General features: G+C 71.1%; 23 protein-coding genes and 1 riboswitch. Of the genes, 11 read left to right on the top strand and 12 right to left on the bottom strand.

Annotated features, from left to right (window positions below; all coding sequences use genetic code 11):
* Window positions 1-72: 72 nt before the first annotated feature.
* The 3 genes from ABTZ94_RS08350 to thiO all read right to left on the bottom strand — a co-directional run bounded on the left by ABTZ94_RS08350 (window position 73) and on the right by thiO (window position 2269).
* Entirely contained in the window at window positions 73-867 is a 795-nt protein-coding gene (locus ABTZ94_RS08350) for a thiazole synthase (RefSeq protein WP_351198779.1), read from the bottom strand.
* A gap of 2 nt (window positions 868-869) precedes the next feature.
* Window positions 870-1088 (bottom strand): sulfur carrier protein ThiS, encoded by a 219-nt coding sequence (gene thiS / locus ABTZ94_RS08345; RefSeq protein WP_351198777.1) that lies wholly within the window; start codon window positions 1086-1088, stop codon window positions 870-872.
* Complete coding sequence (gene thiO, locus ABTZ94_RS08340; RefSeq protein WP_351198775.1) at window positions 1085-2269, bottom strand: glycine oxidase ThiO; 1185 nt, start codon at window positions 2267-2269, stop codon at window positions 1085-1087. The genes thiS and thiO overlap by 4 nt, the downstream gene beginning before the upstream one ends.
* Window positions 2267-2380: riboswitch (TPP riboswitch) on the bottom strand. Its footprint overlaps the gene before it by 3 nt.
* 50 nt (window positions 2381-2430) lie before the next feature.
* On the opposite strand from thiO, the gene ABTZ94_RS08335 reads away from it, so the two are divergent.
* The 6 genes from ABTZ94_RS08335 (at window position 2431) to ABTZ94_RS08310 (ending at window position 7221) form a co-directional block, all read left to right on the top strand.
* Window positions 2431-2793, top strand: coding sequence for an avidin-fold protein (locus ABTZ94_RS08335; protein WP_351198773.1), 363 nt, complete (start codon window positions 2431-2433; stop codon window positions 2791-2793).
* 9 nt (window positions 2794-2802) lie between these two features.
* Window positions 2803-4056 carry an NAD(P)/FAD-dependent oxidoreductase gene (locus ABTZ94_RS08330; RefSeq protein ID WP_351198771.1) on the top strand — a complete coding sequence of 418 codons (1254 nt, stop codon included), beginning with the start codon at window positions 2803-2805 and terminating at the stop codon, window positions 4054-4056.
* Between the two features lie 70 nt (window positions 4057-4126).
* Entirely contained in the window at window positions 4127-4492 is a 366-nt protein-coding gene (locus tag ABTZ94_RS08325) for an Rv2175c family DNA-binding protein (RefSeq protein WP_351198769.1), read from the top strand.
* 105 nt (window positions 4493-4597) lie between these two features.
* Window positions 4598-5251: a thiamine phosphate synthase gene (gene thiE, locus ABTZ94_RS08320; RefSeq protein ID WP_351198767.1), complete on the top strand. Its 654-nt coding sequence runs from the start codon at window positions 4598-4600 to the stop codon at window positions 5249-5251.
* A gap of 99 nt (window positions 5252-5350) precedes the next feature.
* A complete protein-coding gene (gene metF, locus ABTZ94_RS08315) occupies window positions 5351-6268 on the top strand; it encodes a methylenetetrahydrofolate reductase [NAD(P)H] (protein ID WP_351198765.1) in 918 nt (305 codons plus the stop codon).
* 50 nt (window positions 6269-6318) lie between these two features.
* Window positions 6319-7221: a hypothetical protein gene (locus ABTZ94_RS08310; RefSeq protein WP_351198763.1), complete on the top strand. Its 903-nt coding sequence runs from the start codon at window positions 6319-6321 to the stop codon at window positions 7219-7221.
* Between the two features lie 103 nt (window positions 7222-7324).
* On the opposite strand, the gene ABTZ94_RS08305 is transcribed toward ABTZ94_RS08310, so the two are convergent.
* From ABTZ94_RS08305 to ABTZ94_RS08285, 5 genes are all read right to left on the bottom strand, one after another.
* Entirely contained in the window at window positions 7325-8836 is a 1512-nt protein-coding gene (locus tag ABTZ94_RS08305) for a phytoene desaturase family protein (RefSeq protein WP_351198761.1), read from the bottom strand.
* Between the two features lie 30 nt (window positions 8837-8866).
* Window positions 8867-9484, bottom strand: a complete 618-nt coding sequence (locus tag ABTZ94_RS08300) for a DUF4126 domain-containing protein (protein WP_351198759.1) — start codon at window positions 9482-9484, stop codon at window positions 8867-8869.
* A 369-nt stretch (window positions 9485-9853) separates the two neighbouring features.
* The gene (locus ABTZ94_RS08295; protein WP_351198757.1) at window positions 9854-10465 is read right to left on the bottom strand and encodes a TetR/AcrR family transcriptional regulator; all 612 of its coding nucleotides are present in this window, start codon (window positions 10463-10465) and stop codon (window positions 9854-9856) included.
* A gap of 29 nt (window positions 10466-10494) precedes the next feature.
* Window positions 10495-12582 (bottom strand): YhgE/Pip family protein, encoded by a 2088-nt coding sequence (locus ABTZ94_RS08290; RefSeq protein WP_351198755.1) that lies wholly within the window; start codon window positions 12580-12582, stop codon window positions 10495-10497.
* On the bottom strand, window positions 12554-13342 hold the full coding sequence (locus ABTZ94_RS08285; RefSeq protein WP_351198753.1) for an ATP-binding cassette domain-containing protein: 789 nt from the start codon (window positions 13340-13342) through the stop codon (window positions 12554-12556). Before ABTZ94_RS08285 ends, ABTZ94_RS08290 begins: the two co-directional genes overlap by 29 nt.
* A gap of 169 nt (window positions 13343-13511) precedes the next feature.
* Here ABTZ94_RS08285 and ABTZ94_RS08280 point away from each other — a divergent pair, with 169 nt between their 5' ends.
* The 3 genes from ABTZ94_RS08280 to ABTZ94_RS08270 all read left to right on the top strand — a co-directional run bounded on the left by ABTZ94_RS08280 (window position 13512) and on the right by ABTZ94_RS08270 (window position 15584).
* A complete protein-coding gene (locus ABTZ94_RS08280; protein WP_351198751.1) occupies window positions 13512-14039 on the top strand; it encodes an SAV_6107 family HEPN domain-containing protein in 528 nt (175 codons plus the stop codon).
* A 99-nt stretch (window positions 14040-14138) separates the two neighbouring features.
* Window positions 14139-14897: a class I SAM-dependent methyltransferase gene (locus tag ABTZ94_RS08275; RefSeq protein WP_351198749.1), complete on the top strand. Its 759-nt coding sequence runs from the start codon at window positions 14139-14141 to the stop codon at window positions 14895-14897.
* 294 nt (window positions 14898-15191) lie between these two features.
* The gene (locus ABTZ94_RS08270) at window positions 15192-15584 is read left to right on the top strand and encodes an SCO2097 family morphological protein (protein WP_327275703.1); all 393 of its coding nucleotides are present in this window, start codon (window positions 15192-15194) and stop codon (window positions 15582-15584) included.
* 372 nt (window positions 15585-15956) lie between these two features.
* On the opposite strand, the gene ABTZ94_RS08265 is transcribed toward ABTZ94_RS08270, so the two are convergent.
* From ABTZ94_RS08265 to ABTZ94_RS08250, 4 genes are all read right to left on the bottom strand, one after another.
* Window positions 15957-18377 carry a transglutaminase TgpA family protein gene (locus ABTZ94_RS08265; protein ID WP_351198746.1) on the bottom strand — a complete coding sequence of 807 codons (2421 nt, stop codon included), beginning with the start codon at window positions 18375-18377 and terminating at the stop codon, window positions 15957-15959.
* Entirely contained in the window at window positions 18374-19765 is a 1392-nt protein-coding gene (locus tag ABTZ94_RS08260) for a DUF58 domain-containing protein (RefSeq protein WP_351198744.1), read from the bottom strand. Before ABTZ94_RS08260 ends, ABTZ94_RS08265 begins: the two co-directional genes overlap by 4 nt.
* Window positions 19765-20811, bottom strand: coding sequence for an AAA family ATPase (locus ABTZ94_RS08255; RefSeq protein WP_351198742.1), 1047 nt, complete (start codon window positions 20809-20811; stop codon window positions 19765-19767). Before ABTZ94_RS08255 ends, ABTZ94_RS08260 begins: the two co-directional genes overlap by 1 nt.
* A 243-nt stretch (window positions 20812-21054) precedes the next feature.
* Window positions 21055-21618, bottom strand: coding sequence for a beta-class carbonic anhydrase (locus ABTZ94_RS08250; protein WP_351198740.1), 564 nt, complete (start codon window positions 21616-21618; stop codon window positions 21055-21057).
* Window positions 21619-22001: 383 nt separating this feature from the next.
* On the opposite strand from ABTZ94_RS08250, the gene rsmH reads away from it, so the two are divergent.
* Both rsmH and ftsL read left to right on the top strand, forming a co-directional pair.
* Window positions 22002-22967 carry a 16S rRNA (cytosine(1402)-N(4))-methyltransferase RsmH gene (gene rsmH, locus ABTZ94_RS08245; protein WP_351198738.1) on the top strand — a complete coding sequence of 322 codons (966 nt, stop codon included), beginning with the start codon at window positions 22002-22004 and terminating at the stop codon, window positions 22965-22967.
* Window positions 22968-23016: 49 nt separating this feature from the next.
* Complete coding sequence (ftsL, locus tag ABTZ94_RS08240) at window positions 23017-23595, top strand: cell division protein FtsL (RefSeq protein ID WP_351198823.1); 579 nt, start codon at window positions 23017-23019, stop codon at window positions 23593-23595.
* The last annotated feature ends 1 nt before the right edge of the window (window position 23596 follow it).

Raw genomic sequence — 23596 nt, 5'->3', positions numbered from 1 at the left:
GCCGGGGCAGTCCCGGGGCCGTACTGCAGCCGAGCCGTGACAGGGACATGCGCTCCACGGCATCACGATGGGTCAGAACGCCGGGCGCTCCGGGTCCAGCACTGCCAGCCCCTCCGCCGGCGACGAGGCCTCGGCGAAGTGGCGGCGCGGGATCCGGCCCGCGCGGTACGCCAGCCGCCCGCCCTCCACCGCGTGCCGCATCGCCGTGGCCATCAGTTCGGGCTCCTGGGCCCTGGTCACCGCGGATGCCAGCATCACCGCCGCGCACCCCAGCTCCATCGCCAGCGCCGCGTCCGAGGCCGTCCCGGCGCCCGCGTCGAGAATCACCGGCACCCGGGCCTGCTCGACGATCAACTGGAAGTTGTGCGGATTGCGGATGCCGAGGCCGGAGCCGATGGGGGAGCCGAGCGGCATCACCGCCGCGCACCCCACGTCCTGGAGCCTGCGGGCCAGCACCGGGTCGTCATTGGTGTACGGCAGCACGGTGAAGCCGTCGTTCACCAGGGTCTCCGCGGCGTCCAGCAGTTCGATCGGGTCGGGCAGCAGGGTGCGCTCGTCGGCCACCACCTCCAGCTTGACCCAGTCGGTGCCGAGCGCCTCGCGGGCCAGCCGGGCGGTCAGTACGGCCTCGCCCGCGGTGAAGCAGCCCGCCGTGTTCGGCAGGACGCGGATGGAGAGCCGCCGGAGCACGGAGAGCACCGAGCCCTGCACGGTCGGATCGAGGCGGCGCATCGCGACGGTGGTCAGCTCGGTGCCGGAGGCGGTCAGGGAGCGTTCCAGCACGTCGAGGCTGGATGCCCTGCCGGTCCCCATGATCAGCCGGGAGCCGAAGGTGGTGTCGCCGAGGGTGAAGAGGTCGTCGGACACGGTCAGCCTCCCTGGACCGCGGTCAGGACCTCGACGCGGTCACCGTCACCGAGTGCGGCGGTGGGCCACTGGCCGCGCGGGACGACAGTCTCGTTGACGGCGGCCGCGACGCCGGAGTGTGCGGCGGTCAGGGTGGCGACAAGGATGTCCAGGGTGGTGCCCGCGGCGAGGAGACGGACCTCGCCGTTCACGGACACGCAGAGCGGTGCGGGCTCGGTCATGCGGGCTGCTCCTGACGTACGGCGACGGCGGCGGACGAGAAACGGTGCGGGGTGAAGGGGCGGGCCGTCTCGGGCAGCTCGCCGCCGGCCAGGAGCTCTGCCATGACGTCACCGGTGACGGGGGTGAGCAGCACCCCGTTGCGGTGGTGGCCGGTGGCGAGGTGGAGACCGGGCAGGGCGGTGGGGCCGAGCAGCGGGGCGTTGTCGGGGGAGGCGGGGCGCAGTCCGGCCCGGGTCTCGGTGAGTGGCAGTTCGGTGATGCCGGGCACCAGTTCGTGGGCGTCCCGCAGCAGCTCGTAGACGCCGCCCGCGGTGACGGTGGTGTCCCAGCCCATTTCTTCGGTGGTGGCGCCGACGACCAGTTCGCCGTTCTCGCGCGGTACGAGATAGACGTGGCTGCCCCGGACGACGGCCCGGACCGTCCGGGTGAGGAACGGCGCGTACGCGGCGGGCACGGTCAGCCGCAGCACCTGCCCCTTCACCGGCCGGACCGGCGGTACCGCCTCGTCCGGCAGCCCCGGGAGCCGGCCGCTGAGGCTGCCCGCGGCGAGCACGACCTGGTCGGCGGCGAGCTCCGTACCCCCGGCGAGCACGGCTCCGGCGGCCCGGTCGCGGATCACCGTCAGGCGTTCCACCCAGCCGCGGTGGAAGACCACCCCGGCCCGCTCGCAGGCGGTCAGCAGTGCGGCGGCCAGCCGGCGGGGATCGATCTGGTGGTCGCCGTCGACTCGCAGACCGCCGCGGACGCCCGGCGCGAGCATCGGCTCCAGGCGACGGCATTCGCGGCCGGTGAGCCACTGCGACTCCAGGCCCGAACGCTGCTGCAGGGCGTGCAGTTCCCGCAGATGGGCACGGTCGTCGGAGTCCAGCGCGACGGCCAGGGTACCGCAGGCGCGGAAGCCGGTCTCCTGTCCGCTCGCCGCCTCCAGCTCGGCCGCGAAGGCCGGATAGCGGGCGGCCGAGGCGACATTGAGGCCCAGCAGCAGCTGTTCGCCGTAGTGGAGTTCGGTGACGGCGGCCAGTATGCCGGCCGCCACCTGGGCGGCCCCGCCGCCCGGTTCGGGATCGGCGACCGCGGTGCGCAGTCCGCGTTGCGCGGCCCGCCAGGCGGTCACCAGACCGATGATCCCGCCCCCGATGACAAGGACGTCGGATCCGTTTCCATTGCGAGAAGAACGCATGGGCGTCCAGCCCCTCCCTTCGCCGGCATGACCCGGATCAGGTTCGTACGGTCGGAGGCCGCCCCAGCCTCCCTCTCAGCCCGGTGCGTCCGGGCTCCCGCGAGTGTTTTACGTTGGCCACCCTAAACCCAGCCCCCCGGACCAGTAAGGGAGCAGCCACCGTGGCCCGTTCGCTCGACGGACTCGTCCTCTCACCGGTCGCCGACCAGGCCCCGGGCCAGGTCGGTACCCGTACCCGCTTCACGTACCACGAGGAGAGTGGCCGGATCTGGGCCGAGTACACGGGCGGCGATGTGGTCCGCGGCCATCTCGTCGGCACCCGCGTCGACGACACCCTCGACTTCCGGTACATCCAGCTGAAGCAGGACGGAGCGACGTCCTCCGGTCACTGTGTCTCCACCGTCGTCGACCTCGCGGACGGCCGGGTCCGGCTGGACGAGCGGTGGGAGTGGGAGTCTCAGGAGGGCAGTGGGACGAGCACGGTGGAGGAACTCCCCTTTCCTGACACCCCGTCAGATGCGTAAGGTGTACGGGTGAGCGAGCAGCAGCAGTCAGAGCAGCCGGACCAGCGGGCAGGGCGCCGCGTCGTCATCGTCGGCGCGGGCATGGCCGGCGTGCAGACGGCGGTGGCCCTGCGGGAACAGGGCTTCGCCGGCCCCGTCGTCCTGATCGGCGCCGAACCGCACCAGCCCTACGACCGGCCCCCGCTGTCCAAGGCGGTACTGCTCGGCAAGGCCGAGGACTCCGCCTTCGACGTCGACTTCGAGGCGCTGGACATCGATCTGCAACTCGGTCGCGAGGTCACCGGTGTGCGGCCGGGCGCGCATGAGCTGGACACCCCGTCAGGACCCGTTCCCTACGACGTCCTGGTGATCGCGACCGGCGCCGAACCGGTCGTCCTGCCCGGCGTCGAGGGCGTTCCCGGGGTCCATCTGCTGCGTACCCTCGACGACGCGGCACGGCTGCGGCCCGTCCTCGACGGGCAGCACAGCGTCGTGGTCGTCGGCGCGGGCTGGATCGGCGCCGAATTCGTCACCGCGGCCCGCGCCGCGGGCTGCGAGGTCACCGTCGTCGAGGCCGCCGACCGGCCCCTCGCGGGCGCGATGCCCGCCGAGGTCACCGCCCCGATGGCCGCCTGGTACGCCGAGAGCGGCGCCGAACTCCTCACCGGAGCCCGGGTCGCCCGCATCGAACCCGGCCGGGTGTACCTCGCGGACGGCCGCACGATCCCGGCCCAAGCGGTCGTCGTCGGAATCGGCGCACGGCCCGCCACCGGCTGGCTGGCCGGCTCCGGCATCGCGCTCGGCCCCGACGGATCGGTGACCGCCGACGGTGCGCTGCGTACCTCGCTGCCCGATGTGTACGCGGTCGGTGACTGCGCCTCGTTCCCCTCCGCCCGGTACGGCGAACGCCTGCTCATCCACCACTGGGACAACGCCCTCCAGGGCCCACGGACCGCCGCCGCCAACATCATCGGGGCGGGGGCCGAGGACGGCCCGGCGCCGCAGACGTACGACCCCGTGCCCTACTTCTGGTCCGAGCAGTTCGACCGGTTCGTGCAGTACGCGGGCCATCACGGGAGCGCCGACACCCTGTTGTGGCGCGGCGATCCGGCCGGTCCCTCCTGGTCGGTGTGCTGGCTGCGGGACGGCGTCCTGGTCGCGGTCCTCGCCGTCGGCCGGCCACGCGATCTGGCACAGGGGCGCAAGCTCATCGAGGCGGGGGTGCGGCTCGATCCGGAACGGGCGGCCGACCCCTCCGTACCGCTGAAGTCGGCAACCCTCTGACGGCGTATCCCGACCCCCGTACGGTCGGCCCGGCTACCGACTGTCGGTCCGGGATGGCACGCTTGTCCCTGTGACCGAGATTGACGCAAAGATTGATGCTCTCGTCCCCGACTGGCTCTACCTGCCAGACATCGCCGAAATGCTCGATGTCGAGGTGACTCGCGTACGGCAGCTGGTCAAGGAGGGCCAGCTCATCGCCGTACGACGTGGTGAGAACCGGGCGCTCCAGGTGCCTGCCGCTTTCATCGACGGCAACAAGGTGGTCAAGGGCCTCTCCGGAACCCTGACGCTCCTGAGGGACGACGGCTACACCGACGAAGAGATGCTGGAATGGCTCTTCACTCCCGACCCGACCCTGCCGGGCACCCCTGCCCAGGCGCTGAGCGAGAATCGCGGCACGGAGGTGAAGCGTCGCGCCCAGGCGCTCGCCGTCTGACCGCAGGCTGTACGTGAGGTGCGGGTCGCGCAGCACTACGCGGCCCGCACCCCCGCGCCGCCCCGGCCGCCGTTTCGCAACGCTCTCCCAGGGGGGAACCGCACCATGTCCACGCCTCGCGCGCTGCTGTCCGATGCCCGGCTCTATCTGTGCACGGATGCCCGCAGGCGCCAAGGTGACCTCCCCGCGTTCCTCGACGCCGCCCTCTCCCATGGGGTGGACATCGTCCAGCTGCGCGACAAGGGCATGGAAGCGGCCGAAGAGCTCGATCACCTGGCGGTCTTCGCCGAAGCCTGCAGGCGCCACGGCAAGCTCCTCGCGGTGAACGACCGAGCCGATGTCGCCCACGCCATCGGCTCCGACGTGCTGCACCTCGGCCAGGGCGACCTGCCGGTCCCCGCCGCGCGCGCCGTCATCGGCGAGGACGTGGTGATCGGCCGCTCCACCCACGCCGAGTCCGAGGTCGACGCGGCCGTCGCCGAGCCCGGGGTGGACTACTTCTGCACCGGCCCCTGCTGGCCCACCCCGACCAAGCCCGGTCGGCACGCCCCGGGCCTGGACCTCGTACGGTACGCAGCCTCGCTCGACCAGCGGCGCCCGTGGTTCGCCATCGGCGGGATCGACGCGGGCAATCTCGACGAGGTGCTGGACGCCGGAGCGCGCCGGGTGGTCGTCGTACGGGCGATCACCGAGGCCACCGATCCCGCCGCCGCCACCGCCGAGCTGGCCAAGAGAATCCGGGCGCGCGCCGGAGCGTGATCCGGCCGGATGTCCGAAGGATGGACAAACAACCAGTCAATTCGGGCAATTACCGCTGGTCTGGTCCGGTGGTCGTCGCGCTCTGGTTAACCTGCCCGTATGGCCCTTGGCACACCTTCTACCAGGACAGATCACGCGCGCACGGTGCGTGAGCTCCTCGCGACCGGCAAGACCTCGTATTCGTTCGAGTTCTGGGCGCCCAAGACCGAGAAGGGTGAGCGGAACCTCTGGAATGCGCTGCGCCGCGTCGAGGCGGTGGGGCCGAGCTTCGTCTCCGTGACCTACGGGGCCGGTGGCTCCACCCGTGCCGGGACGGTCAAGGCCACCCAGCAGATCGCCGCCGATTCCACCCTCACTCCGGTCGCCCACCTCACGGCGGTCAACCACTCCGTCGCCGAGCTGCGCAACATGATCGGACAGTACGCCGACGCCGGGATCCGGAACATCCTCGCCGTGCGCGGAGACCCGCCCGGCGACCCGATGGGCGAGTGGGTCGAGCACACGCAGGGCGTGCGGTACGCGGCCGATCTCGTTCGGCTCATCAAGGAATCCGGCGATTTCTGTGTCGGCGTCGCGGCATTTCCCGAGATGCACCCGCGCTCGACCGACTGGGACACCGACATCCGGCATTTCGTGGACAAGTGCCGTGCCGGTGCCGACTATGCGATCACTCAGATGTTCTTCAATCCGGAGGACTATTTGCGGATGCGTGACCGCGTGGTCGCTGCGGGTTGCGAAACGCCGATCATTCCCGAGGTCATGCCGCTGACCAGCGTCAAGCAGTTGGACCGGTTTGCGCAGCTCAGCAACGCGTCTTTCCCTTCCGCGCTGAAAGAACGCATCCTCGCCGCCAAGGATGATCCCGCCGCTGTACGCTCCATTGGCATCGACTTCGCAACGCAGTTCTGCGCGAGGCTGCGGTCCGAGGGTGTGCCCGGACTGCACTTCATTACGCTCAACAACTCGACGGCGACGCTCGAAATCTACGAGAATCTCGGACTGCACAAGCAGTCGTGACCGGCCGTACCCGCCACGATCCGGGGCGGTGGCCGTAGGAGGGGGCGGGCATGGGCTGGACAGTCCTCTACATCGCGTTCGGAGCCGTGGCGCTGTGGCTGCTCGGCGAGGTGCTCCTGCAGTACAAGGCGCGCCTTCGCTGGCGTCTGCTCGCCTTCGCGGGCTTCGGCTGCGTGGTCGTCGGCGTACTGATGCCGTCCGTGTTCGTCATCGCCGTCGGCGCGATCGCGTTCGCGACCGGTCAGACCTACGTCACGCTGTCCTTCCGGCGCGGCTTCTCGACCGGCTGGGCGATAGGGGGTGGCCCCGGCGAGAGCCGTCGCCGCCGGGGCGGGAGCGACCGGGGCAACGGTGAGCCCACGCTCAAGGTGTCGGACCTGGAGACGGGGTACGACGAGCAGGTCCCGCAGCGGGCGGACACCGCGGCGCCGGGCGCTGCAATCTACGAGCCGGAGCCGCTGCCGGACGACACCGGGCAGTACGGCATCTACAGCAATCACCCGCAGGCGCAGCAGGGACAGGACCAGGGCAGTCAGCCCGGGCAACAGCCCCAGTACGCCGCGCACGACCCCTATGCCGACCACTCCACGTACGCGGCGCCGGGCCAGGACCCGTACGTCGGTCAGGACTCCTTCGCCGGGCAGTACGACTACGGCACGGGCCAGCAGCAGTACGCCGCGTACTCCGACCCGTACATCGGGACCGGCACCACCGGCGGCTCCACGCAGTACGCCGCGTACGACAGCTACGGCAACGGCTACGACAGCCACGGCGACCAGCAGCAGTACGCCGCCGATCCGTACGCCCCCGAGACCCCGCCCGGCGGTGTCTGGGTGCCGCAGCAGCGCGAGGGCGAGCAGTACCCGTCCGCACCTCCGGAGCGGCCCGCAGAACCTGCCCCGTACCCGAACGGCTACGACACCGGCTACAACGAGCAGCAGAACCGCTACTGACGGCGGCCCGGCAGGGGCAGGGGGCCGCAGGGGTGACCGGGGGCAGGGCGGCGATCGGACGCGCCCGGCACCCCGGTGGCGCCGACGGCCGGCGGCGCCACCCTCATTGGGAGCCCCGGAACCCGTCCCCCTCCACGATCAGTCCGGCGACCAGTGCCCCCGACATCCCCGCGTGGGCGAGCCCGCCGCCCGGATGCGACCAGCCGCCCGCGGCGTAGAGCCCCGGCAGCCGGGTGCGATTGCCCGGATGCAGATACGCGCCCTCCGCCCCGGCCAGCGCCGGTGCGGGCACCGAGCCGCCCTCGGCGCCGGTGTCGGCCGCCGTCTCGGCCGGGGTCCGCACCTCGGCGTGGAGCAGTCGCTCCCGTATGCCGGGCACGGCCGCACCGGCCGCCTCGATCAGCGCGTCGGCGCACCGCTCGCGCAGCGCCGTGTCCATCCAGTCCACCGCCCCGTGCGGGGCGACCGTCGCCATCAGCGTCACTGCCTCGTGCGCGTCGTCGGGGCGGGTCGACGGGTCGTCCGGACGCAGCACCGTCACCGTGGGACGGTCGGCGAGCCTTCCGCCGAACACCGCCTCGCGCTCCGCCCCACCGTCCACCGGGTGCACCAGGGTCCGGTGTACGGCATCCGCGGGCCGGGCGTCGCGCAGCGACAGCAGGACCAGGAACCGGCCCGGCACCACCCCCTGCCGGGGCTGCACCGCGACATCGCCGTCCCGCCAGAGCTCATGACCGGGCACCAGGCCCGGGTACGGACGGGCTCCCAGCACCACGTGGTCGGCCTCGGCAAGCGTCCCGTCCAGGAGCTCAACGCCCGCCGCCCGGCCGTCCTTCTCGACGACCCGGGCCACCTCGCCGCCGAAGACGAACTCCACCTTCCGGGCCAGACACCGCTCGTACACCGCCTGCGCCAGGGCCCGGATCCCGCCGGAGACGTACCAGCTGCCGAAGGTCTCCTCCATGTACGGCAGCAGGGCGGCCGCCGCCGGGGCGCGCAGCGGGTCGAGCCCGTACGACAGGGCGTACCCGTCGAGCAGGGCGGCCAGCCGGGGGTCCGAGAGCTCCCACGCGCCGATCTCCGTCACCGTGCCCGCCCGACGGGCCGAGCGCAGCAGCCGGCGCTGCCGGAGCGCCGGATACGGATCACGGCCGAGCACCTGCCAGTCGGAGCGCAACGGCTCCTCCAGCAGCGGACGCCGGGACCGGTCCCAGGCATCGCGCGCCCGGTCGAGGAACTCGCCCCAGGCCGCGCCCGCGCCGCCCCCGAGCGCGGTGTCCAGGGCGGCGACCACCCCGGCCCGTGAGGCATTCGGGAGCGAGACCGCCGTGCCGTCCGCGAAGATGTGGCGGCTCGCCGGATCGACCTGGGTCATCGTGACGCACCGCTCCAGCGGCTCCTTGCCGGTCTTCACGAACAAGTCGCGGTAGACCGCGGGCAGATGCAGCAGCGTGGGACCTGTGTCGAAGGCGAAGCCCTCATGGGCATGCCGGCCGACCGAGCCGCCGAAGGTCTCCGACCGCTCGTACACCGTCACCCGGTGGCCTGCCACGGCGAGCCGGGCGGCCGCCGCCATCGCGCCCATCCCGGCGCCGATCACCGCAATTCGTGCCATGTCAGTGACCTTAACGGCCACCTCCGGCACTCAGTCCAGCGGCCAGTGCGAACCGGCTCCCGCCAGGTGTTTCTCCTGGCGGCGCTGCGCCCTGCGGCGCAGGAACCGGCGGATCCGGGAGGTCAGGAAGACCAGTACCACCATGCCGAGCAACAGCAGTGTCCCGGCGATGACCGCGGCCACCAGTGGATGGAATACCGCGAAGGTGACGATTCCCGCGACGCCCAGGTCCTCGGCAGCGCTCACCGCGATATTGCTGAACGGCTCGGGGGAGGTGTTGACCGCCATCCTCGTGCCGGCCTTCACCAGATGGCTCATCAGCGCGGTGGAACCGCCGACGGCCCCGGCCGCGAGCGCCGGCAGCGAACCGCTCTCGCCGGCCAGCAGCGCCGCCACGACGGCGCCGGCGACCGGCCGGATGACGGTGTGCGCGGAGTCCCAGACCGAGTCCACGTACGGGATCTTGTCCGCCACCACCTCGCACAGGAAGAGCACACCGGCCACGACGAGGACATCGGTGCGCTGCAGCGATGCGGGCACCTCGTCGCTGATCCCGGTCGCGCCGAAGACGCCGAGCAGCAGGACCACGGCATAGGCGTTGATCCCGCTCGCCCAGCCGCTTGTGAACACCAGAGGGAGTACGGACACGGACGTGATCGTAACCAGACGGCGACCGGCCCGGAGTGGGGTTCGGTGCGCAGCCTGAGTATCCGTACCTAGGCAACGAGATGAGTAGGTGCGCGGATGGGTTCCCACCAGCGCGGACGGGAGAGTGGAGCCCACGGAAAGGGGCGCGGCACCGGCACCGCCGACACGGGGCGGCGGAACGGGAGCGGCACTCCTTCCGGAACGGGGGAGTACGACGGAGAGCCCGAGGACCACGGGAAGACGGGGGTCACGGGGTCACGGGGGAAGGTTCTCCGGCTGCACAGCAGACGCCGGTCCGGCGCAGGCTCGGGGGGATCGAGCCTGCGCCGGACCGGCGTCTTTGTGCGACGGTGCGCCCGGCCGCAGGGGTCAGCGCCCGCTGACCCGCCCGTGCAGTAGCAGCGACAGCGCCGAGTGCACATCGTCGATCGACCGCTCCGGCTGGAACGCCTGCCAGTCCAGGGCCGCCACCAGCACCATGCCGACCAGGGCGGCGGCCGTCAGCGGGATGTCGATCTCCTCACTGAGCTCACCGTTCTTCACGCCCTCGCGCAGCACCTCCTCGACCACGGCGACAGCCTTCTGACGCACCACCAGGAGGGTTGCCTGCCAGGCCCGGTTGGTGCGCCACAGCTCGGCGACGTACAGCTGGGTGAAGGCCGGATAGCGGTCGATGAAGGCCAGACCGGCCCTGATCATCGTGTCCAGGGCCTCGACCCGGGTGCCGCCGCGCTCCTCGGTCTCCTCTGCCGCCGAGCGCAGCGATGCCGTGAGCAGGCCGACGCCGTGGCACAACAGCTCCTCGAAGAGCTCGGTCTTGCTCTTGAAGTTGTAGTAGACCGTGCCCTTGGCGACCCCGGCCTTCTCGGCGATCTCGTCCACCGTGGTCGCCGAGAAGCCCTTCTCGGCGATGAGAGTCACGGCCGCCTCGTAGAGCTTCTGCCGGGTGGCCTGGCGGCGCGTGGTGCTACTGCTTTCCATGCCCCTGATTCTCACAGGTCCGGGCGCGCTCACAGGCTCAGTTCCGGGTGAAGCCGGTCCAGGGTCCACACCTGCTTGCGGCGCGCGGAGAGCGCGGTCAGGGCGAGCGCCCCCGCTGTGAAGGCCAGCAGCACCGCGCAGCCATGCCAGACCGGACCGAGCCCGCCGCCCGTGATCAGCCGGCGCAGCCCCTCGACGATGTAACTCATCGGCAGGTAGGGGTGGATCGCGTTGAAGAATCCGGGGCTGGTCTGGACGGGATACGTACCCCCGGCCGAGGTCAACTGGAGCATCAGCACCGCCAGCACGAGAATCCGTCCCGCAGCCCCGAACCGGGCGTTGAGCCACTGGACGATCGCTGAGAAGCAGCAAGTCACCAGCGCCAGGAAGCCGATCGTTCCGGCGGCACGGGTCATCTGCAGACCGAGCCCCCAGTGCAGTACGGACATCAGGGCAGCCACCTGCAGCAGACCGATCGAGGCCACCGGCAGCCAGCCCGCGAAGGCGATCCGCCAGGCGGAGGCCCCGGCGGCGAGTGCGCGCCGGTTGAGCGGCTGGATCAGCATGTACGCCACCATCGCGCCGACCCAGAGGGAGAGCGGGATGAAGTAAGGGGCGAAGCCGGTGCCGTAGTTGGGGGCCGCGTGCAGCGACTTGGAGGCCAGCTGCACCGGGTCGGCCATGACTTCCGTACGCGCGTCGCGGTCCTTCTTGTCGTAGTCGGGGATCTTGCCGACGCCGTCGTTGAGTCCCTGGGCGAGGGTGGCCGAACCGTCGCCGAGCCGGACCAGCCCGCCGTCCAGGTCGATCGCGCCCTTCTTGAGATTGCTCACCCCGGTGTCGAGGTCGGTGGAGCCGGTCTTGGCCGTGGCCAGGCCGGTGTGCAGTTCGCTCGCTCCCTTGGCGACCTTGTGGGCGCCGGTGTTGAGCGCGTTGACCTTCTTCACCGCGGACTTCAGGTCCTCGTCCAGGTGCGGCGCGCTCTTGGCGAGGTCATTGGCCTGCTGTTGCAGCGTGGTCAGCCGGCCGCGCAGCTTCTTCAGATCGCCGTTCTGGTTCGTGACCAGCACATTCACATCGTCGGCGACCTTCGCGACATCGGCTGCCGCGGTCTTCGCGCGCTTCAGCGGCGGGCAGACGGTGGGATCGGTGGGCGGCTGCTGGGTGCAACTGGTGCGGTAGACCTCGGCGAGGTCGTCGGAGGCCGTGTGGGCGGCGGTTGCCGCGGTGGGCGCCGACTTCACCAGCCGGTCGAGGTTGTCCCGTACGGTCTGCGAGGAATCGGCGACCAGCCGGGCGGTGTCGCCGATCGACTTGCCGTTGTCCTTCAGGAACGGGCGGGCGTCGGCCGCCACCCCGTTGACCTTGTCGGCGAGCAGCTGGGTGCCCTCGGCGACCTGCCGGGAGCCGGTTTCAAGGTCGCCCGCTCCCGTGTTCAGCTTGACGATCCCACCGGCCAGATTGCTGCTGCCGGCCTTGGCGTTCTTCAGCCCGTCCGCCAGATCCTGCGATCCCTTCTTCGCCTTGCCGATGCCGCCCTTGAGGTCGTCGGCGCCCTTGGCGGCCTTGGCCGTCGCGTCGTGGAGGTCGGAGAAGCTGATGAAGATCCGGTCGAGGAAGCTGCGCGAGGCGTTGGTCGACGCGGCGGTGCGCACCTCGGAGAACACCGTCCGGGAGATCTGCCCGACGATGTAGTTGTTGGCGTCGTTGGTCCGCACCTGGAGCGCGCCGGTCTCGGGGGAGTCACCCGAACTGGACGCGATCCGCTTGCTGAAGTCCGACGGCATGGTGAGCGAGAGGTAGTACGTACCGTCCTCGACGCCCTTGTGCGCCTCGGCGGAACTCACCTTGTGCCACTCGAAGGTCTTGGAGTCGAGGAGCTTGCCGGTGATCTCGTCGCCGACCGCGATGTGCTTTCCGGCGGCGGTGGCGCCCTTGTCGTCGTTGACCAGCGCGACCGGGATCTTGTCGAGGCGGCTGTACGGGTCCCAGAAGGAGCACAGGTACAGGGCACCGTAGAGCAGCGGCAGCAGCAGGAGCGCGATGAGTGCGGCGATCGGGAGCTTTCCCCTGCCGAAACGCTTCAGCTCAAGCGCGGCCAGTCTCGGCGAACGCATCGGCCGGTCCCTTCTCGGTCGTGGTTTCCTCGGCTGCGGTGTCCTGCGCGTCCGCCGGTGCGGCCGTGGTGCCGGTACGTACGGTGATGGCGCCCTCGGGTGCCTGGCTGCACACGGCGAGCACGGTCGTCCCGCTGTCGGCGATCGACCGCAGCAGCTCCCAGGCCTGGGCCCGTTCGGAGTCGGAGAGCTTGAGATCCGTGTCGTCCACCGCGAGCAGCCGGGGACGGCCGATCAGCGCGAGGGCGATGGACAGCCGCAGCGCCTCCAGCCGTTCCAGATCCCGTACGGAGGTCCGCTCGGCCTTGGGCAGGGCGGCGGGGGCGAGTCCGGCGGCGTCCAGCGCCGCGTCGATCCGTCCCCGCGCGGTGGCGATGCGCTCGGCGCGCGGACGCAGCAGGGCGCGCAGCGAACCGTCGAAGCGGCGCTGCAGCAGGGCCCGCTCGCGCAGGTGCTCGGCGACGGTGAAGGCCGGGTCGAGCTCGCTGACCCCGGGCACCGGACCCAGCGCACTGATGCGGCGTACAGCGGCCATCTTGCGCGGCAGGCACAGTCCGCCGATCTCCGCCCGGCCCTCGGTGGGGCGCATCCGGCCGGTGAGGGCGAGCAACAGGCAGGTGCGGCCGGAGCCGGACGGGCCCTCGATCGCCACAAGTGAGCCGGGCCCGGCCTTGATGCCTACGCTGCGGAAGGCCCAGCCGCGTGGTCCCTTGAGCCCGAAATCCTCGGCGGTGACAGCTGCCCCGTGCGGGCTGTCCACAGACCCTCCCCCTCGTTTTTGAACTGACTGGTCAGTCCAAAAAATAGCGTGAACTCCCGATCGAAGCAAAAGAGCAGGTCAGGGGGTAGGCGGGCTCGATTGTCAGTGGTGCCCCTCACGATGGATACATACGGCCACGGAGCCGTTACACGAGACAGGAGGTTTCGTCATGGCCCACTCGTCAGCAGCAGCCGCACCCCGGCGCCGCGCAGACGGCCCTGCCCCCTCACTGACCGGTCCGGCAAACGATGTCCACCCCGTTCCGCGCCGCACCACGGCGCCGCCCGCCGCCCTCGACCTGCTCGCCCAGGCCCACACCGGCCTCGACGAGGCCGCCGTTCTCGACGTGCCGAACGAGCGGTATGCCACCGCCCACCTGGCCGCGCTGCGCACCGCCGCCGCCGTGCTCGCCGTGCGGGGCCGCCCCGAGATCTCCAGGCGGCGCCGGGAGCGGATCCGCAGCGCCTGGGAGGTCCTCCCGGAAATAGCCCCCGAGCTGACCGAATGGAGCGCGCTGTTCGCCTCCGGTGCCCGTCGCAGGGCCCGCGCGGAAGCCGGTATACCGGGCGCGGCCAGTCGACGGGACGCCGACGATCTGCTGCGTGACGCGGCGACGTTCCTGCGCCTGGTCGAGCGGATGCTGGCGCTTCAGCCGGTGCTCCCGCAGGCCCGGAAGGAGCGGCCCGACGCGGGATGACGGCGACGGGGGCGCGAGGCAATAGGGTGGACAGCACCACCACCTGCACTGTTCACGCTCCGCCGTCAGTGGCGGCATCGTGTCGAGGAGTCATCTGCCGTGTCGGACCAGCTGCGCCCCCGCGCCTCCCTCCGTACCGCCGTGGTCTGGGAGGTCCTGAAGGACGCCCTCGACCGCCAGGTCAAGGCGACCGGCAGGGACGCCCTGGATGTCCTGGACACCGGCGGCGGCACCGGCAACTTCGCGGTGCCGGTAGCCCGTCTCGGCCACCGGGTCACCGTCGTCGACCCCAGCCCCAACGCGCTCTTCGCCCTGGAGCGCCGAGCCGCCGAGGCCGGGGTCGCCGACCGGGTCCGCGGGGTCCAGGGCGACATCCACGGCCTGTTCGAGGTGGTCGAGCGCGGTGGTTACGACGCGGTGTTGTGTCACGGAGTCCTGGAGTACGTGGACGACCCCGCCGAGGGCGTGCGCAACGCGGTCGCGGCTCTCCGTCCGTCCGGTGCGCTCAGCCTGCTTGCCGCCGGGCTCGGTGGCGCAGTCCTGGCCCGGGCGCTCGCCGGTCACTTCACCGAGGCCCGGCAGGCGCTCAGCGACCCGGCCGGCCGCTGGGGCGACGGGGACCCGGTGCCTCGGCGCTACACCGCGGAGCAGCTCACCGAGCTGGTCTCCGCGGCGGATGTCGAGGTCGGCGCGGTCCACGGCGTACGGGTCTTCGCCGACCTCGTACCGGGCGCCTTGGTGGACACTGAACCCGGTGCCATGGAGGCCCTGCTCAGGCTGGAGGCGGCCGCGGCCGAACTGCCCGCCTTCCACTCGGTCGCGACGCAGCTGCACGTTCTGGGCACGAAGCGCGCCTGAGCGCGACCGCCGGCCGGTGGCAGCTCAGCTGTAGCGCGGCTGATCAGGGACGCAGCCGCAGATGGAGTACGCCCCAGGACCCCCGATCGGGGACTTGGCCCCGTATGATCGGGGGACACCATCCGGCATGACGGATCGGAGGTTGGGGAATCAACGCCTCAGCAGCTGAGCCGTCGTTGCGGCCCGGACTGGCTGATTGGAAAGAGGGCGGGTTTCACGGGGACGAATCCCTGCCTATCCTGGAATGGCCGCATACCGGCCGCCCCCCCCGCGGCCGACGACGAGGAGGACTCCGTGCCGCTCTCGGAGCACGAGCAGCGAATGCTCGAGCAAATGGAGCGAGCGCTGTACGCCGAAGATCCCAAGTTCGCGACAGCGCTCGAGGGAAGCGGGCTGCGTACGTACACCCGGCGACGGGTCTACCAGGCGGTCGCAGGCTTCCTGGTGGGTATCGCGCTCCTCATGGCCGGAATGGTCGCCCAGCAGATCTGGATCAGTGTGGTGGGGTTCCTCGTCATGCTCGGCTGTGCGGTCCTTGCGGTCACTGGTTGGCGCAAAGCGCCCAAGCCGGGCGAGCGACAGGCAGCCGGAGGCGGTGGCGAACGCCGCCAGCCCAGGCAACGCCGGACCGTGATGAACCGGATCGAGCAGCGGTGGCAGCGCCGCCGTGACGAGCAGGGCCAGTAGGGCCCCGGACAATCTTGGGTGAGGGGCGGCCGCATTTTTGCGGCCGCCCCTCACGTGTGCCCGGGGCTGGCCTTCGGCTCCGGCCTGCCCTCAATCGCCGGGCAGGCCCGAGGAAGCGCCAAACCTGTCCGGCTCTTCAGGGCGAGGGACTGCGGGCCGGCCCCAGGAAGCTTCAAGCCCGCGTCCGCTGCCGGGGTGAAAGGCTGCCGGGTGGCCCCAGGCGCCTGCCGGCCCGTCCGGCGATCGAGGACAGAGGCGGGCCGCAGGCCACGCCCCCTCATGCCCGCTGGCGTGGTGGAGGCGGGCCGCAGGCCGGCCCCCCGTCACCCCTGTTGGCGTGGTGGAGACGGGGCGCAGGCCACGCCCCCCCCGTCATCCCTGTTGGCGGGACGGCCGCCGCAGCCGACCCGTCCACCGGTCCCGGCCCCACCGCGACGCCCACCTGCCGGTGAACGCCGCCCAGCGATCCGAGGCCGCCCAGATCACCCGAACGGCCGAGCGCGGTGCCACGACTGCACGGATTCGGGTGAACCGGCCGGCCGACGCCCGCAGTCCGGCCCGTACCGCCTCCACGTCCTCGGCGAGCCCGGTACCCGACCGGGGCTCCGGGGCGTAGAGCACCTGCTCCACCGCCCCCGCCACCCGGTGCACCGCGGTGGCCTCGTCGGGGTCGAGCTGCCCCAGCCGCACCACCCGGGCCGCCACCTTGCGCGGGGTCTGGGAGTCGTCCGGCTCGATGCCGTGGTCCCACGCCGTGTCGATGATCTCCCGCCAGGCCGCCAGCGTTCTGGCCGTTGCATCAGCCGGCGTACGTCCGGCGGAGAAACTCAGCCTGCGCCTGCGCGCCCGAAGCCGCCAGAGCATGGGCAGCAACGGCAGCGCCAGGACCACCAAGGCGACCAGGACCAGACCGAGGACGGTGCCTGTCGGCGTCCCGGAATCCGTCGGAGCAACCACCCCCGGCGCCGCCGAGCTGCCGCACTCGCCCTGCTTGCGCATCTGAGCCGGGCAACTGTCCGAGACGGACGGCGCGACCGTCGGAGCGGCCGAGGCGCCCTTCTCGGGCCGGGCCGGGTCGAATGTGCCGCCGGCCGGGGCGTCAGGCTGGGTGTAGGACGGGGCGGTGCCCCGCGCCGGGGTCGGTTCGAAACGGGTCCACCCGATGCCCTCGAAATACAGCTCGGGCCAGGCATGCGCATCGCGCAGCCCCACCGACACCGAACCGTTCGGCTGTGCAGTGCCAGGAGTGAAGCCCACCGCGACCCGCGCCGGAATACCCAGCGTCCGCGCCATCGCGGCCATCGTGAACGAGAAGTGGACGCAGAAGCCCTGCTTGTCCTTCAGGAACCGGCCGATCGCCGCGCTCCCGGTGCCCGAGTTCACCGAGGTGTCGTAGGTGAAGCCGCCGTCCGAGGCGAAGAAGTTCTGCAGCTTCACCGCACGCTCGTAGTTGTTGGCGGCGCCCTTCGTCACCCTGTGCGCAGTCTCCCTGACCACCTTCGGCAGGGAGCCGGGAACATGGGTGTACTCGCGCTGCAGAGCGGCCGGCGGAGTGCCTGCCGCAGCGAGCTGATCGGCGGTCGGCTGGACCATCAGACTGGAGACCTGGTACTGCGCGCCGCGGGTCGTCTCCCCGCGGTCACCGACGAGCGTCCGCCCCATCGGCTCGTACCGCCAGCGCCCGTCGATCCTGACCTCGGTCGCGGGATAGGGGAGCGGCAGATAGGTCTGCTGGTACGAACGGGACGCGGAGATGTTCGACCTGGTCTCCGTGACCATCACGTCCGGGCTGAGACCCTCCGGGGCCGGGAGCCGCTTCGGCACATCCTTCAGACTGCGGGTGGAGGGCCGCCACTCGTTTCCGTTGAACTGGTCCAGGGCCAGGATCCGCAGGTAGAAGCCCTGCGGGTCACCGGAATTGGTGCGGTAGGACATCACCTCCCGGTTCTCCGACTGGTTCAGATTGTTCTGCAGCGAGACCAGGGGGTTGACCGCTGAGATGGTGCCGCCGCTCCCCTTGCCGTTCGTGCCGCCCGTACCGGCCAGCAGACTGCTGTCGAGCGCCGGCAGCGCCGCCGGTACGACCAGTGAGATCCCCAGCGCCAGCGCGCCGATGCGGCGTCCGGTGCGGACCGGGGCCGCCGGGCGGCCGCCGGAGATCGCCGCACCGACCGCCGAACCGCCCGGGGATCTGGTCGCGCCGCTGAAGACCCGCCCCCACTGGGAGAGCCGGTCCTGGCCCTCGGCCAGCAGAAGCAGCAGATAGCCACCGGCCGCGAGCAGGAACCAGAGCCAGTCCGCTCCACCCTCGGAAAGTCCTGCGGCGACCGAGTACAGCGCGAGGAGCGGCAGACCGGCCGGGGCCGCGCTGCGGAACGTCACAGCGAGGGCGTCCACGACCAGGCCGACCAGGAGCACACCTCCGATCAGCATCAGCCGGATGCCGTCCGTCACGGGCGCCGGAGCGGCGTACCTTCCGACATCCTCGGCGCCCGACGTCAGCAGATCCGCGAGCCGGTGGACGGCCTCGGGATCCGGCAGGACGCCGGCCAACGCCTGAGTCCTGGCGAACACCACCGTCAGCAGAACCAGCGTGACCAGCGTCTGCGCCGAGACGATCAGCATTCGGGGCATGGGCACCCGGCGGGCGAGCGCGCCCATCCCGCTCTGGACCGCCAGCAGAAACGCAGCCTGCAGGATCCACCCGGCCGGCTCGACCAGCGGCAGCATCGAGCCCGCCGCCAACAGCGTCGCCGCAAAGGCGCACAGCGTCAGCCGACCACGACCGTTCATGACCATCCCCCGGAGAAACCTGTCGTGCCACCTGTCGTGCCGCCGACGGCAGCGGACTGCGTCGCCAGGCCTTGGTGCCCTGCCTGCTGCCAATACCGGGCGAGACCGGTCCCCGGCGCCACCGCCACCGCCGTCCAGCCCGATTCGCGCAGCAGCCGCAGCCGCCGCTCGAACGCCGTGTCCGCCCCTGCGGGCGGGGCGGTGCCCTGCACCCAGGCCGTACTGTCCAGTACGAACGCGACTGCGCCGCCACTGCGCTGCCGCATCCGGGCCGCCATTGCCGCCTGCTCCTCGTCCAGATCACCGAAGAACGCGATCAGCAGCCCTTCGCTGCCGCCGCGCAGCACGTCGTACGCACGTGACAGACCGCCCCCGTCGGAGTGGTCGACCACCGCCAGGGTGTCCATCATCAGACCCGCGGAGTTCGCGGACTCCTGTGTCGATCCGGCGAAGCCTCCTTCGCCCTCGCCCGGAACCGCGTTCCCGTCGTCGGTCAGCAGCCGGACCGCGAAGCCGCGCTCCAGCATGTGCACCAGCGTGGACGCCACCCCGGACACCGCCCACTCGAAGGCGGAGTCGGGCCCCATCCCCTGATAGGCGATCCGCCGAGTGTCCAGCAGTACTGTGCACCTGGCCCGCTGCGGCTGCTCCTCGCGGCGCACCATCAGTTCGCCGTAGCGTGCGGTGGAGCGCCAGTGGACCCGGCGCAGATCGTCGCCGTGCCGGTAGCCGCGCGGAATCACGTCGTCGTCACCGGCCAGCGCCAGCGAACGCTGCCGTCCCTCGCCGTACCCCGAGGCCTCGCCCGCCAGCCGTACCGGTGGCAGGGGCTCGGTCCGTGGAATGACGACGAGGGTGTCGTACGCGCTGAACGAACGGGTCAGCTCGCACAGCCCGAACGGATCGCTCAGCCGCAGCTGCAGCGGCCCCAGCGGATAGCGCCCGCGCAGATCCGACCGCACCCGATAGGAGACCTCGCGACGGCCGCCCGCCTCCACCCGGTCGAGCACGAACCGGGGTCGCGGCCCGAGTACATAGGGCACCCGGTCCTGCAGCATCAGCAGCCCGGTCGGCAGCCGCGACACGTTCTCCATCCGCAGATGGACCCGCGCCTCCGTGCCCACGGGCACCCGGGACGGTGAGAGCCGCCGGGTGCCCGCGACCCGGTAACGGGTACGGACGAGCACCACGACACAGACGAGCGGCAGCGCGGCGAGCAGTAGCCCGACCCGCAGCAGATCCGCCTGTCCCAGCACATATGCGCAGATCGCCGCGGCGATACCGGCTGCGAGGAAGGACCGCCCGCGCGTGGTCAGCCCGCTCAGAGCGGCCCGCAGACCGCCCTTGTCGTCGCCGTCGTCCATCGCGGCCGGCCCCCCGGAGGTCATCACACCCGCCGTACGCCGGGCTGCTGCCGGCCGTACACCGGACGGCCCGGGTGGTGCTGGGGCTGCACCTGGGCGCCGCCGCCGGCGGTAGGCACCGGCGTCTGCTGCAGGATCTCCAGCACGACCTGCTCGGCCGTACGACGGTTCAGCTGGGCCTGTGCCGTCGGCAGCAGCCGGTGCGCGAGCACCGCGACCGCCAGCGCCTGCACATCGTCCGGCAGGCAGTAGTCCCGGCCGCTCAGCGCCGCGGAGGCCTTCGCCGCGCGCAGCAGATGCAGGGTGGCTCGCGGCGAGGCGCCGAGCCGGAGATCGGGATGGCTGCGGGTGGCCCCGACGAGCTCCACCGCGTACCGCCGCACGGCATCGGCCACATGTACCGTCCGTACCGCCTCGATCAGCTTCACCATGTCGTGCGCGTGCGCCACCGGCTGCAGATCGTCGAGCGGCGAGATCCCGCCGTGCACATCGAGCATCTGCAGCTCGGCGTCCGCACTCGGATAGCCGATCGACACCCGGGCCATGAACCGGTCGCGCTGGGCTTCGGGCAGCGGATAGGTGCCCTCCATCTCCACCGGGTTCTGGGTGGCCACCACCATGAACGGGTCGGGCAGCTCGTACGTGTGCCCGTCGATGGTGACCTGGCGCTCCTCCATCGACTCCAGCAGCGCCGACTGGGTCTTCGGTGAGGCCCGGTTGATCTCGTCGCCGATCACGATCTGGGCGAAGATCGCGCCCGGTTTGAATTCGAAGTCGCGCCGCTGCTGGTCGAAGATGGACACACCGGTGATGTCCGAAGGCAGCAGGTCCGGTGTGAACTGAATGCGCCGCACCGAGCAGTCGATGGACCGCGCCAGCGCCTTGGCCAGCATCGTCTTGCCGACGCCGGGGACATCCTCGATGAGGAGATGCCCCTCCGCCAGCAGCACGGTCAGCGAAAGCCGTACGACCTCAGGCTTGCCCTCGATCACGCTCTCCACCGACCTGCGCACCCGCTCCGCAGTCGTGGTCAGATCTGTGAGGCTCGCTCGATCGTCATAGGTCGTCACCCGGCCCTCCTCGGCCCTGCCCCAAGCTCGCCAGGAGCAGGGGGTACCCCATTCAGGGACCGACGCGCATGTAGCGGCCCGGCCCACCCCGAAACACGGACACCCCTCCGGAAACGTCCGGCGAGATGCCACATGCGCATTCTTGTTGCCGTTGCGGCTTCGTGTCACTCGCCTGTGGATAAGTGAGGGCGATATGTCGGGTTCGGTGGGGTTATGGGTTCCCGACGAAGACCGTCCGGGTGGTCAGGAGGCGGGAAGGATCTCGCGCAGCAAGCCGCTGGTCACATCGAAGACGAAGCCGCGAATGTCGTCGGTGTGCAGCAGGAACGGCGAGGTGCGCACGCGCTGCATCGACTGCCGTACGTCCTGGTCGGCGTCCTTGTACGCCTCGACCGCCCAGACCGGTCGCTGACCGACCTCCACCTCCAGCTCGTGGCGGAATTCCTCGGTGATCGATTCCAGGCCGCAATTCGTGTGATGAATGAGTATGACGCTGCGGGTGCCGAGAGCCCGCTGGCTGATGGTCAGAGAACGGATCACGTCATCGGTGACCACGCCGCCCGCGTTGCGGATGGTGTGGCAGTCGCCGAGCGACAGACCCAGTGCGTCGTGCAGGTCGAGCCGGGCGTCCATGCAGGCGACCACGGCGACGCGCAGTACCGGCTTGGCGTCCATGCCCGGGTCGATGAATTCGGTGGCATACCGGACGTTCGCCTCGACGAGGCGGTCGGTGACCGTGCCCCCGGTGCGGGCCTGGTCGGCAGCGGGCGCGGAAGACCCGCTGGGGGAGTGCGCGGAAGTCGACATGGATATGACGTTAGCTCTCACCCCTGGTCCCGTCGTGCTGTGAGAAGGGACAAAGAACGTCAACGAGGCTTGTTGTGAGGTAACCCACAAGCCTCGCAGCTGTTCATTCGGCCGGGTGAACAGCGGGCGGGGCGACGCGCTGCCCTCCGGTTGATTGATCGGGAATCGATCGAATGGCAGGGTGGACTAAAGTGACGGGAAGTTACCGACACCCTGCACATTCCGTAGATTTCCCCCGTGTGTGCGGCGTACGTACGGTCCGGCCCTCTCCCGCTCGCCGGTCGACCGATGCCCCTTCCCCGGCGCCGGCCGACCTCCCCTTCCGAGCGGGCGGGGACCGGGCCGTACGTACGGCCACACGGGACCTGAGCCTGAGAGGGCGCATGAGCCAGACCCGACACGTCCCGGTGATGCTCCAGCGGTGCCTGGACCTGTTGGCCCCGGCTCTGGAGGCGCCAGGCCCGCCGCAGCCCGTGGTCGTCGACTGCACCCTCGGCCTCGGCGGACACAGCGAGGCGCTGCTCTCCGCTTTTCCCTCCGCGCGGCTGGTCGCGCTGGACCGGGACAAGGAGGCGCTGCGGCTCTCCGGCGAGCGGCTCGCCCCGTACGGAGACCGGGCCACCCTGGTGCACGCGGTCTACGACGAACTGCCCGAGGTGCTTGCCAGGCTCGGCATCCCCAAGGTCCAGGGCGTCCTGTTCGACCTAGGTGTCTCCTCCATGCAGCTGGACGAGGCCGACCGCGGATTCGCGTACGCCCAGGACGCTCCGCTCGACATGCGCATGGACCAGACGACCGGCATCGGTGCTGCTGAGGTGCTCAACACGTACCCGCCGGGCGAACTGGTACGGATCCTGCGGGCGTACGGCGAGGAGAAGCAGGCCAAGCGGATCGTCTCCGCGATCGTGCGCGAGCGCGAGAAGGAGCCGTTCAGTAACAGCGCCCGGCTCGTCGAGCTGATCCGTGACTCGCTGCCGCAGGCCGCCAAGCGCACCGGCGGCAACCCTGCCAAGCGCACCTTCCAGGCGTTGCGCATCGAGGTCAACGGCGAGCTCACCGTCCTTGAGCGGGCCATTCCGGCCGCCGTGCAGAGCCTCGCGGTCGGCGGCCGTATCGCCGTCCTCTCGTACCACTCGCTGGAGGACCGGTTGGTCAAGCAGGTCTTCGCGGCGGGCGCCGCCACCACGGCGCCGCCCGGACTGCCGGTCGTGCCCGAGCGCTATCAGCCCCGGCTGAAGCTGCTGACCCGCGGTGCGGAGCTGCCCACGGAGGAGGAGGTCGCCGAGAACCGGCGCGCCGCTCCCGCCAGGCTGCGCGGCGCCCAGCGGATCCGCGAGGAGGAACGATGAGCGTCCGGTGTCCGGGAACCCGGACACCGGCGACGCCCGGAGCGGCGCGGTGAGCAAACCGGCCGGGCAGTTGAAAGGGCGGGCGGCGCGGCTCGCCCGGCTGATGCCGTCCGGGCCCAGCAAGGCGGCCCGTACCCCCTTCGTCCTGCTGGTCGTGCTGCTCCTCGGCGGCGGTCTGATCACCCTCCTGGTGCTCAACTCGGCCCTCAACGAAGGATCGTTCAGGCTGAGCGAGCTGAAGAAGCGGACCACGGAGCTCACCGACGAGCAGCAGGCCCTCCAGAACGACGTCGACAACTACTCCGAGCCGGAGGCCCTGGAGCAGCGCGCCCGCGAACTGGGCATGGTGCCCGGTGGCAGCCCCGCCTTCCTCGACGCGGACGGTAAGGTCCGCGGCGTACCCGCCGAGGCCAGCGCCGAGCCGACCCCCGCAGCTCCGCCACGCAAGCCCAGTAACCCCGAGAAGCCCCCCGCGACCGCACCGTCCGGCGGCGCACCGACGCCGGCCACCGGCTCGCCCTCTCCCTCGGCACCGGCCTCGGCCGCCGTGAAGCCCAGCACCTCCGCGGCCCCGCCCACCGGGCCGCGTACCCCGGCAGACCAGCCCTCGACGAGCCCCGGCAGGTGAC

Source organism: Streptomyces sp. NPDC002785, from assembly GCF_040295565.1.
GTDB lineage: Bacteria > Actinomycetota > Actinomycetes > Streptomycetales > Streptomycetaceae > Streptomyces.
This window is presented reverse-complemented; position numbering and strand designations above follow the sequence as displayed.